The 13,920-nt window shown below is 67.4% G+C and carries 14 protein-coding genes; 5 read left to right on the top strand and 9 right to left on the bottom strand.

Annotated elements, in window-relative coordinates; genetic code table 11:
* Positions 1-49 precede the first annotated feature (49 nt).
* Positions 50-2,710, top strand: a complete 2,661-nt coding sequence (ppdK, locus tag ASE90_RS13795; RefSeq protein ID WP_056001744.1) for a pyruvate, phosphate dikinase — start codon at positions 50-52, stop codon at positions 2,708-2,710.
* Entirely contained in the window at positions 2,707-2,913 is a 207-nt protein-coding gene (locus ASE90_RS13790) for a hypothetical protein (RefSeq protein WP_056001741.1), read from the top strand. The genes ppdK and ASE90_RS13790 overlap by 4 nt, the downstream gene beginning before the upstream one ends.
* Before the next feature lie 40 nt (positions 2,914-2,953).
* On the opposite strand, the gene ASE90_RS13785 is transcribed toward ASE90_RS13790, so the two are convergent.
* Positions 2,954-3,562, bottom strand: coding sequence for an NAD(P)-dependent oxidoreductase (locus ASE90_RS13785; protein ID WP_056001738.1), 609 nt, complete (start codon positions 3,560-3,562; stop codon positions 2,954-2,956).
* A gap of 53 nt (positions 3,563-3,615) precedes the next feature.
* On the opposite strand from ASE90_RS13785, the gene ASE90_RS13780 reads away from it, so the two are divergent.
* Positions 3,616-4,035, top strand: a complete 420-nt coding sequence (locus ASE90_RS13780) for a winged helix-turn-helix transcriptional regulator (RefSeq protein ID WP_082449846.1) — start codon at positions 3,616-3,618, stop codon at positions 4,033-4,035.
* Between the two features lie 4 nt (positions 4,036-4,039).
* Here the strand turns inward: ASE90_RS13780 and ASE90_RS13775 are convergent, their stop codons facing one another.
* The 8 genes from ASE90_RS13775 to ASE90_RS13740 all read right to left on the bottom strand — a co-directional run bounded on the left by ASE90_RS13775 (position 4,040) and on the right by ASE90_RS13740 (position 11,804).
* Entirely contained in the window at positions 4,040-4,585 is a 546-nt protein-coding gene (locus tag ASE90_RS13775) for a hypothetical protein (protein ID WP_056001733.1), read from the bottom strand.
* Between the two features lie 72 nt (positions 4,586-4,657).
* A complete protein-coding gene (locus tag ASE90_RS13770) occupies positions 4,658-5,650 on the bottom strand; it encodes a type II secretion system F family protein (RefSeq protein ID WP_200910905.1) in 993 nt (330 codons plus the stop codon).
* Between the two features lie 4 nt (positions 5,651-5,654).
* Positions 5,655-6,632 (bottom strand): type II secretion system F family protein, encoded by a 978-nt coding sequence (locus tag ASE90_RS13765; RefSeq protein ID WP_056001730.1) that lies wholly within the window; start codon positions 6,630-6,632, stop codon positions 5,655-5,657.
* Between the two features lie 16 nt (positions 6,633-6,648).
* On the bottom strand, positions 6,649-7,926 hold the full coding sequence (locus ASE90_RS13760; RefSeq protein ID WP_056001726.1) for an AAA family ATPase: 1,278 nt from the start codon (positions 7,924-7,926) through the stop codon (positions 6,649-6,651).
* Complete coding sequence (locus ASE90_RS13755) at positions 7,923-8,573, bottom strand: CpaD family pilus assembly lipoprotein (RefSeq protein ID WP_056001723.1); 651 nt, start codon at positions 8,571-8,573, stop codon at positions 7,923-7,925. Before ASE90_RS13755 ends, ASE90_RS13760 begins: the two co-directional genes overlap by 4 nt.
* An 11-nt stretch (positions 8,574-8,584) precedes the next feature.
* Complete coding sequence (locus ASE90_RS13750; protein WP_056001720.1) at positions 8,585-10,249, bottom strand: type II and III secretion system protein family protein; 1,665 nt, start codon at positions 10,247-10,249, stop codon at positions 8,585-8,587.
* Entirely contained in the window at positions 10,249-11,286 is a 1,038-nt protein-coding gene (gene cpaB, locus ASE90_RS13745) for a Flp pilus assembly protein CpaB (RefSeq protein ID WP_056001717.1), read from the bottom strand. The genes ASE90_RS13750 and cpaB overlap by 1 nt, the downstream gene beginning before the upstream one ends.
* Positions 11,287-11,330: 44 nt before the next feature.
* Positions 11,331-11,804 carry a prepilin peptidase gene (locus ASE90_RS13740; protein WP_056001715.1) on the bottom strand — a complete coding sequence of 158 codons (474 nt, stop codon included), beginning with the start codon at positions 11,802-11,804 and terminating at the stop codon, positions 11,331-11,333.
* Positions 11,805-11,850: 46 nt separating this feature from the next.
* Between ASE90_RS13740 and ASE90_RS13735 the strand changes: the two genes are divergently transcribed.
* The gene (locus tag ASE90_RS13735; RefSeq protein WP_056001712.1) at positions 11,851-12,810 is read left to right on the top strand and encodes an alpha/beta fold hydrolase; all 960 of its coding nucleotides are present in this window, start codon (positions 11,851-11,853) and stop codon (positions 12,808-12,810) included.
* Positions 12,807-13,898, top strand: a complete 1,092-nt coding sequence (locus tag ASE90_RS13730) for an NAD(P)/FAD-dependent oxidoreductase (protein WP_056001709.1) — start codon at positions 12,807-12,809, stop codon at positions 13,896-13,898. The genes ASE90_RS13735 and ASE90_RS13730 overlap by 4 nt, the downstream gene beginning before the upstream one ends.
* Positions 13,899-13,920 lie beyond the last annotated feature (22 nt).

The raw sequence follows: 13,920 nt of genomic DNA, 5'->3' as shown, positions 1-13,920 counted from the left end.
AGATACCCCGCCGCGGGACCACCCGCGCGGAGAGCATGGGGAACGAGCAATGACGCACTATGTCTATCGCTTCGGCGGCGGGGTTTCGGACGGGGGATCGGGCGACAAGGTATTGCTGGGCGGCAAGGGTGCGAACCTTGCCGAAATGGCGTCGATCGGCCTGCCGGTGCCGCCGGGCTTCACCATCGCGACGACGATGTGCACGCGCTATTACGAAGAAGGCGAGACGTTCCCGGAAAGCGTGCAGGACGAGGTGAAGACCGGGATCGCCCATATCGAGGCGATCACGGGCAAGCGCTTCGGCGATGCCGCCGACCCGTTGCTCGTATCGGTCCGGTCGGGCGCGCGCATTTCGATGCCGGGCATGATGGACACGGTCCTGAACCTCGGCCTGAACGACCAGACGGTCGAGGGGCTGGCGAACGTGTCGGACGATGCGCGCTTCGCATGGGACAGCTATCGCCGCTTCATCCAGATGTATTCGGACGTCGTGCTGGAACTCGACCATGGCCGGTTCGAGGAAACGCTGGAAATCGCGAAGGAAGATCGCGGCTATTATCTCGACACCGATCTGACCGCCGACGACTGGCGCGCGCTGGTCGCCCAGTACAAGGACATTGTCGTCGAATTGTGGGGCAAGCCGTTCCCGCAGGACGTGCACGACCAGTTGTGGGGCGCGATCGGCGCGGTGTTCGGGTCGTGGCAGGCGGATCGGGCCAAGGTCTATCGCCGGTTGAACGACATTCCGGGCGACTGGGGCACGGCGGTCAACGTGCAGGCGATGGTGTTCGGCAATATGGGTGACACGTCGGCGACCGGCGTGGCCTTCACCCGCGATCCGTCGACCGGACAGAACGCCTATTATGGCGAGTTCCTGATCAATGCGCAGGGTGAGGACGTGGTCGCGGGCATCCGCACGCCGCAATATCTGACCCTGGCCGCGCGCGAGGCGGCGAACGCCAAGCCGCTGTCGATGGAAGAGGCGATGCCCGACGCCTATGCCGAACTGGCGGCGGTATTCGACCAGCTGGAGCGGCATTACCGCGACATGCAGGACATCGAATTCACAGTGCAGCAGGGCAAGCTGTGGATGTTGCAGACCCGGTCGGGCAAGCGCACCGCCAAGGCCGCGCTGAAGATCGCGGTCGACATGGCCGAGGAAGGGCTGATTTCGCGTGAGGAAGCGATCGCCCGCGTCGATCCGCAGGCGCTCGACCAGCTGCTCCACCCGACGCTCGATCCGAAGGCGGCACGCGACGTGCTGACCAAGGGGCTGCCGGCATCGCCCGGTGCGGCGAGCGGTTTTGCGGTGTTCGACAGCGATACGGCGGAGCGGCGCTCGAACGCCGGCGACGCGGTGATCCTGATCCGCACCGAAACCTCGCCGGAAGACATTCACGGGATGCACGCCGCGCGCGGCATCCTGACCGCGCGCGGCGGCATGACCAGCCACGCGGCGGTCGTGGCGCGCGGCATGGGACGGCCGTGCGTGTCGGGTGCAGGCAGCATCTCGATCGATGCCAAGGCGGGGGTGATGAAGGTCGCCGGTCGGGAGATTCGCGAGGGCGATATCGTCACCATCGACGGTGCGACCGGCGAAGTGATGGCCGGTGCCGTCGCGACGGTGCAGCCCGAACTGGCCGGCGATTTCGCCACGTTGATGGAATGGGCCGATGGCGTCCGCCGCCTGAAGGTTCGTACCAACGCCGAAACCCCGCTCGATTGCCGCACCGCGCGCGATTTCGGCGCGGAAGGCATCGGGCTGTGCCGGACCGAGCATATGTTCTTCGAACAGTCGCGGATCACCGCCGTGCGGCAGATGATCCTTGCCGAGGACGAAGCGGGACGTCGTGCCGCGCTCGACCGGTTGCTGCCCGAACAGCGCAGCGATTTCGTCGAGATTTTCGAGGTGATGGTCGGGCTGCCGTGCACGATTCGCCTGCTCGACCCGCCGCTGCACGAATTCCTGCCGCATGAGGAGGCCGAGTTCGCCGAAGTCGCGCAGGCGGCGGGGATCGAGGTCGAGCAGTTGAAGCGCCGTGCCGCCGAGCTGCACGAATTCAACCCGATGCTGGGCCATCGCGGCTGTCGGCTGGGCGTGACCTATCCCGAAATCTACGAGATGCAGGCACGGGCGATCTTCGAAGCGGCGGTGATCGTCGCCGAGAAGTCGGGCGAGGCACCGATTCCCGAGGTCATGATCCCACTGGTCGGCACCAAGCGCGAGCTGGAACTGATGAAGATCGTCGTCGACAAGGCAGCGGAAGCGGTGTTCGCCGACAAGGGACGCCGGATCGAATATCTGGTCGGCACGATGATCGAATTGCCGCGCGCCGCGCTGAAGGCCGGTGAGATCGCGGAAGCGGGCGAGTTCTTCTCGTTCGGGACCAACGATCTGACCCAGACGACGTTGGGGGTCAGCCGCGACGATGCCAGCCGGTTCCTGGGTGCCTATGTCGAAAAGGGCATTTACGCGCGCGACCCGTTCGTCTCGATCGACGTCGAGGGTGTCGGCGAATTGATCGAACTGGCCGCCGAGCGCGGGCGCAAGACCCGGCCCGACATCAAGCTGGGCATCTGTGGCGAACATGGCGGCGATCCTGCGTCGATCGCGTTCTGCGAGACGGTCGGGCTCGATTACGTATCGGCCAGCCCGTATCGCGTGCCGATCGCCCGGTTGGCGGCGGCGCAGGCGGCGTTGAAGAAGTGAGCGGCGCACGGACGAACGATGCGGCGCGGGTGACGAAGGACGGGTTCGATCGCATCGGCCCGTTCCACCCGGCGTTCGTCTGGGGCGCGGTGATCGTGCTCGACCTGATCGTCGTGCTCGCGATCCTGCTGGCGGTCACCAAGATCGGCGACAAGGTCGAGGACATGGTGTTCCCCGGCGGCCCCGAATGGGTGACGTTCTGATAATGCCCCGCCCCGGTCGAAACCGGGGCGGGCCACTGCCTCAATAGGCGGCGGTGAAGCGGGCGCGGGGGTGGCGATGGGTCTCCAGCTCGTCGACCATCGCGATCGCGAAGTCGGCGAAGCTGATCCGGCTGACCCCGGCATCGTCGGTGACCAGCGTATCGGTGCCGAGCCGGAACCTCCCGGTGCGCTCGCCCGGTTCGATCAGCGCGGCGGGTGAGAAGAACGTCCAGTCGACGTCCTGTACCGGGCGCAGCGCGTCGAGAAAGGCGATGCCGCCCATCGCAATGTCGCGCCATGCGGCCGGAAAGTCGGGCGAATCGATCAGCCGCACGCCCGGCGCGACCTCCAGGCTGGCGGCACCTCCGGTGACCAGCAGTCGTTCGACACCCGCCTTACGCAACGCCGCCAGCAGCGTATCGGCGGTGACGTCGAAATGCAGCGCGCTGATGACCGCGTCGGCCCCGGCGATCCGTTCGGCCAGTTCGCTTGGATCATGAGCATCGCCGGTGATCCGGGTTACGCCGGGAAGGTCGGGGATGGCATCGGGCTTGCGCGCAATGGCGCGGACGCGGTGTCCGCGGCTGGCGAGTTCGCGCGTAATTTCCGAACCGGCATTACCGCTCGCGCCCAGTACTACAACATCCATCTTCACTCTCCATTGGTATCCAATGGTTACTACGTGCTATGTAGATACCCATGATGCAAGAAGGCACTTTTTCGATACCCGGTACCGTGCCGGAAACCGGGTGGCGCAAGGGCGACGTGTTCGCCGCCGATTGCCCGACCCGGCTGTTGCTCAACCGGATCGGTGACAAATGGAGTGTGTTAGTGCTGTTGCTGCTAAGCGAACAACCGGGCCGGTTCAACGAATTGAGGCGACGGATCGCCGGGGTGTCGCAAAAGATGCTGAGCCAGACGCTGCGGATGCTCGAACGGGATGGGCTGGTGACACGCAGTGTCGTTGCGACCAAGCCGGTCGGCGTGACCTATGCGATCACGCCGATGGGAGGCGAACTGATCGACGCGTTACGCACACTGATGATGTGGTCGGAACAGCGGATCGGTGCGGTGCTGGCCGCCCAGCGCGCCTTCGACGCGCGGGAACCCGGCGCCGTCTAATCTATCATCCCCAGCGGCTGCCATGGTCGTCGTCGCGGCCTTCGCGGAGCATCGCCGCCTGTTCGCGCCAGCGTTCGTGGTCGATGGTGCCGGGGTGCAGCCGTAGGTCGTCTTCCAGCGCGCGTTCGTCCGCTTCGCTCAACGCCTCGATCGAGCGGTAGGTCTTGATGCCGCGCGCGTTCAGCACCGACTCCAGGTCGGGATCGATGCCACGAATTCGCGAGAGATTGTCGCGGCCCCAACCGAAGAAGCCGCTACCATGACCGGTACTGGCCGCACCGGCGGTCGCTGCGGCAGCGGTGGTGGCAGTCGAAGCGGCGGGGCGTTCCTTCAGCAGTCGGTCGCGCTCGACCTCGACCTCGTGCAGCCGGGCTTCGCGGGTCTTCAGGTCGGTGGCGACTTCGGTGCGATACGCCTTGTGGGCGGCTTCCTCGTCGCGGAACCGCTGTTTCCACTTCTTGCCGCCCGACGACGAGGCGAGGCCGAAAAACCAGCCGGCGAGAAGAACGAGCGCGAGAACCGCGAATTGCGTCGGCGTCTGGAACAGCATGTGCGGGCCCCTTCGGTGATTACGGGGCGACAACGGTCGGGCGGGGGCGGCGTTCCGCACCCCGGCCGCGCGTTACTTGCTGAACGCGTCGCTGATGCTGCAGGCCGCCGGACCGAGGATGACGACGAAGAGGGTGGGGAGGATGAACAGGATCAGCGGCACGGTCATGATAGCGGGAAGACGTGCCGCCTTTTCCTCTGCCCGCATCATGCGTTCGTTGCGGAATTCCGCCGACAGGACGCGCAGCGCGCTGGCGAGCGGGGTGCCGTATTTCTCGGTCTGGATCATGGTCGTCACCACGCCCTTCACCGCGTCGAGGTTGATCCGCAGCGCGAGGTTTTCGAACGCCTGCCGCCGTTCGGTCAGGAAGCCCAGTTCGATCGCGGTGAGCGAGAATTCCTCGCCCAGTTCGGGATAGGCGCGGCCCAGTTCGCGCGCGACGCGGGTAAAGGCGGCATCGACGGTCAGGCCCGCCTCCGCACAGATCACCAGCAGGTCGAGCGCATCGGGCAGCCCCTTGCGAATCGCCTCGGTCCGTTTGCTGATCCGGTTCTTGAGATAGATGTCTGGGCCTTTGTACGCGAGGATCAGCGTGCCCGCGACGAGGCCATAGGCCTTTAACGGCGACCAGTCGGCGAAGCTTTCAGTGCCATAGACGATATAGATCGTCGGGAGACCGAACAGGATCGGCAGCATCAGCCGGCCGAAAATGACCGCGACCGCCAGATCCTTCGACCGGATGCCGGCCTGCATCAGTTTCAGCTGTGCGGCCTTCAGCTGCGAATCCTGCAACATCTTCATCGAGCCGAGCAGCTCGCGGATGCGGTCGGTCGCCTCGTTCTTCTGCACCAGCTTGGCGCGGCGCTTGCTGGTGGAGGCGGTGATGCCCGCCTTCAGCTGTTCGCGGCGGTCGTTCAGCGCCTTCACCCGGCGTGCCATCGGATCGCGGACCGACGTCGCGACATAGATCGCGACCAGCATCGACAAGGCGGCGATGCCCGACAGCAACGTCGCGACATTGCCCATGTCAAAACCCAGGATGGTCGGGGCGGTCGGTGTCAGCATCGCATCAAATCTCGAAGTTGATCATCTTGGACATGATGAACGCACCGATCGCCATCCACAGCACGCCGCCCGCACCGATGATCATCAGCCGCTGATCGACGAAGAAGCTTTGCATGTATCTGCCGTTGATGGTCCAGATCAGCGCGAAGACGATGAACGGCAACGATCCGATGATATAGGCCGACGCCTTGGATTCGGACGACATTGCCTTGATCTTCAGCTTCATCTGCGACCGCTTGCGCAGCACGTCGGCGAGGTTGGCGAGCGTTTCCGCAAGGTTGCCGCCGGTCTCGCGCTGGATGGCGATGGTGATGATGAAGAACTGGAATTCGGGCGTGCCGAGCCGGTCGCCGCTCTCCTGCAACGCAGCGTCGAGCGAACGGCCGATCTTCATCCGGTCGCTGACCAGCCGGAATTCCTCGCCCACCGGACCGTCGACTTCCTGACCGACCACGGTCATGGTTTCGGTGATCGGCAGGCCAGAGCGCAGACCCCGGACCAGCAGTTCGATCGCGTCGGGAAATTTCGCGGTGAAGCGGGCGATGCGCCGCTTGATGAAATAGCTGACGACCATGTGCGGCAGGCCGAGCCCGACCGAGATCGCCATGAACAGCGCCAGCAGCGCCGGCATCCCCTTGAACAACAGATATGCGAAGAGGACGGCGATCACGCCCAGCGTCGCCTGCCCATATTGGGCGAGGGTCCAGTTGTGGCCGGTGCGTTGCAGTCTGAGTTGCAGTTGTTCAACATTGGGGAGGAGCCGGGCGGCGGCGCGGTCGCCGCGCGTCGCGCCCCGGTTGCCGATGCGGCGCATCTGCGCCTCCATCGCGGTCGCGCTGGCGGACGAGGCATGGCGTTCGCGGACCGCCAGCAGCCGGCGACTGCGGGCGCGTTCGCCCGATGGCCCCGAAAAGGCGAAGGCGAGCAGCGTCAGCGTCAGCAGCGCGCCGGCACCCAGCAACAGGATCGGGAGGATCGCCATGACCGTGCCCGCGCTCCTACTTCTTCGCCTTGACCGGCAGGCGCGCGCGCAGCTTCGCGAGTTTGCCGACCAGCGACGTGCCCCCCTTGGCCGGTTCGGCCGCCGCGTCGTCCTCGACCTCGGTCAGGCGGCACAGATGCCGCGCGAGATCGACCAGCGGCGCGATGGCGCGGTTGCCCTTCGCTGCTTCGGCCAGCGGCTTGCCGAGCTTCGCCGCCTGCGCCGCCAGCTTGCCGTCGAACGCCAAGGTGAAGTCGAGCTTGCGTTCGATCGACCCTTCGAAATCCTTGCGGCTGATTTCCTGCGCGGCCAGCGGCTGGACGCGGTTGGCGAGCAGCAGAACCTTGACGTGCGGCGCGTTGGAGCGGAACCACGACAGCAGCCGGATGGTGTCGCGCGCCGCCGCCAGCGTCATTTCGGTGACGATGACCGCGGTCTGCACTTCCTCGATCAGATGCGGGTGGTTGACCAGCATGCCGCGCGGCAGGTCGACGATCGTGCATTCGAACGCGTTCCGCATTTCCTCCTGCAACTGGTAGAAGGCGCTGCCGTCGGTGTCGATCGGGGCGTTGATCGGCGCTTCGGCCGACAGCACCGACAGCCGTTCGCCCGCCCGCACCATCGCGCGTTCGATGAACAGTCCGTCGATGCGGCTGGGATTTTCGATCGCATCGGTCAGGCCGCGACCGGGTTCGAGGTCGAGCGCCAGCGCACCGGTGCCGAAATGCACGTCGAGGTCGAGTAGCGCGGTCGTGCGCTTTTCCCGGTCGCCCATCAGCCATGCGAGCGAGGTCGCGACGGTCGATGCGCCCGCGCCGCCGCGCGTGCCGATGATCGCGGTGGCGCTGTGCGGGCGTTCGGTGCTGGTCTCCGCAGCCTTCGGCGCGTTCAGCAGGGCATGGGCCTGTACGATCGCATCGCGGACCATGTCGGGGTTGAGCGGCTTCAGCAGATAGTCGTGAATGCCGCTGGCCACGAGATCGCGGTACAGGCGGACGTCGTTGACCTGACCGGTGGCGATCACGATCGTGCCCGGTTCGCAGACCTCGGCGAGGCCGTTGATATCGTTCAGCGGATCGCCCGATTCCGACAGGTCGACGAACAGCACATGCGGGCTGGCCGAGACCGCCAGCGTCTGCACCGCATTGCGCAGACCGCCCTTCAGCACCTTCTCGGTCGGCCAGCCATGTTCGGTGGCGACGCTGCGCAGCGTATCGCCGGAAAATTCGTCGCAGACAAAGGCGATAAAGGGGTCGCGGGTGGCGGATTTGCCGAGTGAGAAGGGCGCGTTCACTGCTTGCTGCTCCCGCCCGATCCACCGGCGCTGCCGGCGCTGTTGGTGACCTGTCCGCCATTGCCGCTGGGTGCCGCACGCCGCAGCGCGCCGACCGCCTTGCTGTTCACCATCGTGTCGGTAGTGCCCGGCGCCGATTGACCGAGAACCAGATCGCCGGGACGGGCGACCATCGCGGCAAGGTTCGAATTGGTCGCGCAACCGAAATCGGACGAGGTCTGCGCCTCAAAATTGGGCTGATAGGTGCGCGACGTGTCGGGACAGCCCGGCACCGACGCGGTCATCCGCGACACGACAACGCGGACGGTGCCCGGTGCGATCGCGCCCGGCGTCGGCGGAACGGCGTCGGCGAGCAACAGCCCGACACGCGCCGCTTCTGCCGCGACATCGGCCTGCACGCCGCTATCGTCGCCGGCACCGTCGATGCCGATCTCGTCGCCATAGCGCAGGCGCATGGTTTCCAGCCAGCCGGCGAGGCGGGCGCGTTCCCCGGGAGCCAGACCGCCGGGACCGGCGGCGACGTCGAACGCATAGGCGGCGCGCGAGACGACCGGCTGGTGGACCGATTCGACGCCGTGATTGACGGTGCCCGAACAGCCGCCGATGGCGAGGGCGGAACCGAGCGCGAGGATGCGAAGGAGGGTCATCGAAGCGTGCCTCACTGAATGCTGAAGCCGGGGGCGATCGGCCCGGCCTTGCGGTCGCCCTTGCGCGGGGCGGGCGGGGCGGGGTCGACGGTGTCGGTGGCGGGTTCGACCGGCACCGGCGCGGTCAGGCCGATCGACGGCCGGGCCGGACCCTGCGGTGCCATGGTCGGCACCGGGCGCGGATCGGGGCGGCGCTGCCCCTGCAACTGGCCCATCAGCACGCGTTCGACATCGCCGGGGCTGGAATAGGCGTCGGTCGGCAGCGCGATGCGCGACTGGCTGTCGACTGGCTTCACCAGATAGGGGGTGATGACGATGACCAGTTCGGTTTCGCTGCGGGTGAAGCCGTTCGAGCGGAACAGCGACCCGAGGATCGGCAGGTCGCCGAGGCCGGGCGCCTTGTCGATCGAATTGTCGTGGCTGTTCGACAGCAGGCCGCCGATCATCATGCTCTGCCCCGATCCCAGTTCGACCGTGGTTTCGGCCCGGCGGGTGGTGAGTGCGGGAATGGTGGTCCCGTCGATCTGGACCGCGCCCGCCGCCGACAGCTGTGACACTTCGGGCCGGACGCGCAGCGAGATGCGCCCGTCGGCCAGCACGGTCGGGGTATAGGCAAGGCTGACGCCATATTGCTTGTACTGCACCGACACCGCGCCGAGGCCCTGGCTGACCGGGATCGGGATCTCACCGCCGGCAAGGAACGATCCCGTCTCTCCCGACAGGGCGGTCAGGTTGGGATTGGCGAGCGTCGTCACCTGACCGATGCGTTCGCCCAGATCGAGCGCGCCGAGCAGTTCGAGACCGAGCAGCCGGCCGGCGAGGTTGAGCGTCGTTCCGGTCACGCTTTTGGCCGGGGCGGTGAACACGGTGTCGCCGATCCGGGCGTGGTTGGCGTCGATGGCCTGCGAGGATCCGGGGATGCCGGGCACGGTGGTGATCGTACCCTGCCGCCCCTGCGCGATACCGAACAGGAAGCCACCCGAACGGTCGCGCGACGTCAGGTTGACGCCGATATTCTTGACGAAGTTGCGGCTGACCTCCGCGATGCGGACCTGCAGATTGACCTGTAGCGGCGTTGCGAGCTTCAGCCGGTTGATGACCGCGATCTTCAGCACCGCATTCGGATCGGACGTCGCAACGCCGGGGTTGAGCAGCGACACGACCAGCCGTTCGGCCTGCGCACTGTCGGCGGGCGAGGCGATGGTGCCGTTCAGCACCGCCAGCTGGCCGACGGTCGTCACGCGGATATCGGCCTCCGGCATCGCCGCCTTCAGCATCCGGTCGAGCGAGGTCAGGTTTTGCCCCACCCGGACATTGGCCGAATAGATCACCGCGCCGCTGGCGTTGGTGGCGAACACCGTCGCTTCGCCATCGGCCTTGCCGAACAGATGGATCTGGCGCGGATTGCCGACATAGACGTCGGCCGCGCCGGGATTGGATACCCACACGTCGACGACGTTCGAGGGCAGGGTGATGAGTTCGCCCTGACCGATCGACAGCTGGACGTCGTTGGTCGGCCGCTGGACGCCGGTGGCGGGCGTGCCGATGCGGGCGGCACGGACGGCGGGTGCCGCAGGTGCCGGCGCGGCGGCGGCCACGGGCAGCACCGGCCCGGCGACCAGCGCGATCGACAGCGTCGCCGCCAGCGACCGATGGAGCAGATGGAGTGCGCGCATCACTTGTTTCCCCCGACCGACACGTCGGTCACATCGTTGCCGCGGGTGATCCGCACCACCGGACCGCGCGGCGCGGCAGGTGCGCCGGGCGCGGGACTTGCCGCGACGGCCATCGTGCCGCCCGAGTTGTCGGTCGTGTCGCTGCCCTTGCCGGGGACCGAGCTGCGCTGGAACCGCGACACGTCGGCACCGGTCGAAAAGGTCGACGGGCCGTCGAGCGGGCGGCTGGCGATGCGATCGAGCGCCGCCTTTTCCGCCTTCGCATCGCCATTTGCCGGCAGCTGCACGTCGCCGCTGGCGATGGCTTCCTCCAGTTCGGATTTGTTGTCGGCGATCGAGCGCAGCGACAGCGACAGCGTGCCGACGGTCTGCGCGACGGCGATCTTTTCGGCGATGCGCGGCGTCGCCTCGACGGTGACCGTCGAATAGGTCGACACGACGGTGCGGCCCTGATCGTCGCTGTTCTTGTCGGTGCGCTGGTCGGTCGCCAGCACGCGCAGGTTGCGCAGGAACGTCTCGGACGCTTTCAGCGGCGGGCCGTCGCCGCCGCCGGCCACGGTCTGGGTCAGCACCAGATCGACCCGGTCGCCGGGAAACACGAAGCCCGCGACCGCGCTCTGCGCCGATACCGGCACCGTCACCGCGCGCATCCCCGGACCGAGCGCGGCCGCGAGGAAGCCACGGTCGCCCGGCTTGACCAGCGATCCTTGCGTGATCGGCTGTCCGGCGGGGATCGCGAAGCGGACGACGGTGCCGACCAGATTGCGCGCATCGGGCGAGGATTCGAGGAAATAGGCGTTTTCGACCAGTTCCTTGGGCCATGGCTGGAACCGGAGGGCGGCGGCGTCGATGATCGTACCGATCGCCAGCGCCCTGGTCGCGACCAGCACGCGGGGACCGTCGATCGGCGCTTCGGCAGGTGTGCTGGCCGCCGCGACAGGGGCCGATGCCCCGACCATCAGGCTGCGCGCCATCAACGCCGTCATCGCGGCGATGACCAGCGCGCCGGCCAGCAGGAACAATTTGCGTGAGTCCATGACCTCATTGGCCTTTCAGTTCGTCTGGCCGGTTCGATTCGTGGTCAAATATGACCGGAATGGGTTAAGATCGGGTTGGCGATTGCCAGCATCCCCGCCACCGCGATGGCGATGCCATAGGGGATTTCGGGCACGTCCTTCCCCCGGCGACGCCACCGATCGACGAGGAACAGGATGGTCAGCGCCCCGCCCAGCAGCGACATGACCAGCAGCATCGACAGCACCGCCCCCGGCGGCAGCCACAGCGCCAGCGCCCCGATCAGCTTCACGTCGCCGCCGCCCATCTGTCCGGCGGCATAGGCGGCGACGAACAGCGCGAAGACGCCGGTCGCCACGCCCGCCTGCCACGCCATGTCGATGCCCGACAGGTCGTTGGCCAGCCACCACAGCGGCGCCAGCAGCGCGATCGCCGCATTCTTCCGGTTGGCGATTTCACGGGTGCGGGCATCCTCGATCCCCGCGGCCATGAGCAGCAGGACGAGCGCGAGCGCGAGCCACGGAACGAGATTTCCCCACATGTCGTTAACACTAGACGTGAGGGGTTTCTAAACCGTAACCGAACCCATGGCCGCCCACGCCCTGTACCGTCGCGCGATTCCCGCCGCAGCCGCCATCACGCCATGGCATGCCCTCGATGGCTGGGCGCATCGCCGGTTCGACTGGGCCGCCGCCGCCAACGTCCGCCCGCGCGGGAGCCTGTTGTTCCAGACCGGGCGCGGCGACGTGTTCGAAAAATATCTCGAAGCCTTTGCCCATTGGCATGTCCGTGGGTGGAGCATCACCGCGTTCGACTGGCGCGGGCAGGGTGGATCGGGACGCTGCACCCCGGCGGGCGATTGCGGCGATATCGACCGGTTCGAAACCTATCTCGACGACCTCACCGCCTTCTGGAGCCAGTGGCAGGCGGCGGGGCCGCGCGCGATCATCGGCCATTCGATGGGCGGGCATCTGGCGTTGCGCGCGGTGGTCGAGCGGCGGATCGATCCGGCCGCCTGCGTGCTGGTCGCGCCGATGCTGGGGCTGCGTTCGCCGATCGGGCCGCGGTTCGGCGAGCGGATGGCGCGGGTGCTCGGCGCGATGGGCAGCCCGCTCCGGCCGGCATGGAAGGGCAACGAACGCCCGCATACGGTGCGCCCACGCGAGTCGATGCTGACCCATGACCCGGCGCGCTATGCCGACGAATTGTGGTGGCACAGCGCCAACCCCTCGCACCATACTGGGCCGCCGAGCTGGCGCTGGGTGATCGATGCCTTCCGCTCGACGCGCGAACTGCGGGCCGATCCGCGACTGGCGGAGACGCGGGTGCCGGTGCAGATGCTGGTCGCCGATACCGACGCGCTGGTCGATCCGCGCGCCGCGATCGAGGTCGCGGGGCGGTTGCCCGATGTCGAGCTGCTGCGGTTCGGGGCGGAGTCGGCGCATGAAATCCTGCGCGAGGCCGATCCGGTGCGTGGCAAAGCGATCGCGGCGATCGACACCTTCCTCGACGCCCGCGCCCCCGCGCCGCACCGGACGCACGCATGACGCGGCGGCGGGTCGCGATCATCGGCGCGGGGATGGCGGGGGCCAGCCTTGCCGCCGAACTGGCACCGCAGGACGATGTGGTGCTGTGCGAGGCCGAATCGCAACCGGGCTATCACGCGACGGGCCGGTCGGCGGCGTTCTGGTCCGAAACCTATGGCGGGCCGCTGGTCCAGCCGCTGACGACGGCATCGGGGCCGCTGCTGCACACGCCGCCCGCCGAGTTCGCGGGCCACGGGTTCTTGCGGACGCGCGGCGAATTGCTGCTGGCGCGCGATCCGGCGGTGCTCGACGCATTGGCGCAGGACTTTGCGAGCAGCGGCGTGCCGATCGAGCGGCGCGATCCGCATGGCGTTGTCGCGGGCCTACGCGGCGAATGGCATGGTTTGTGGTCGCCGGGCTGCGCCGATATCGATGTCGGGGCGCTCCATGCCGCCTATCTCGCCAAGGCGCGACGTGGCGGGGTGGAGGTTCGGTGCGACACCGGGTTGAAAGGCGCGCGGCGAGTCGGCGAATTTTGGGAGCTCCAGACCGTGTCGGGGCCGATCGTCGCAGACATCGTGGTCAATGCCGCCGGAGCATGGGCGGACGATGTCGCCGCCCTGTTCGGGGCGGCACCGCTCGGCATCCGGCCCTATCGCCGGACGGTGGTGCAGGTGCGGATCGATCCGCCCGCGTCACCCGACCTGCCGCTGGTGATCGACACGGCGGGCGGATTCTATTTCAAGCCCGAACCGGGTGGGCGGCTGTGGCTGTCGCCGCATGACGAAACCCCCGATCGTGCGCACGACGTCGCGCCCGAGGAGATCGACGTCGCGCTGGCGATCGACCGGTTCGAGGCGGCGGTCGATTGGCGGGTCGAAGCGGTCGAGCGGCGTTGGGCCGGCCTGCGCAGCTTTGCGCCCGACCGGTTGCCGGTCTATGGGTTCGACGCGCGGGTGCCGGGGTTCTTCTGGTGCGCGGGGCAGGGCGGCTTCGGTATCCAGACCGCGCCCGCCGCCGCACGGATGTGCGCGGCGCTGCTCGGACAGGGCGATGTGCCGGAAGGGGTCGACCCGACACTTTATTCGCCGCATAGATTGTCGGAGTAATTACCCGAGTCGGCCATTTACG

It is taken from the genome of Sphingomonas sp. Leaf67, from assembly GCF_001421965.1.
In the GTDB taxonomy this organism is placed as follows: domain Bacteria; phylum Pseudomonadota; class Alphaproteobacteria; order Sphingomonadales; family Sphingomonadaceae; genus Sphingomonas.
This window is presented reverse-complemented; position numbering and strand designations above follow the sequence as displayed.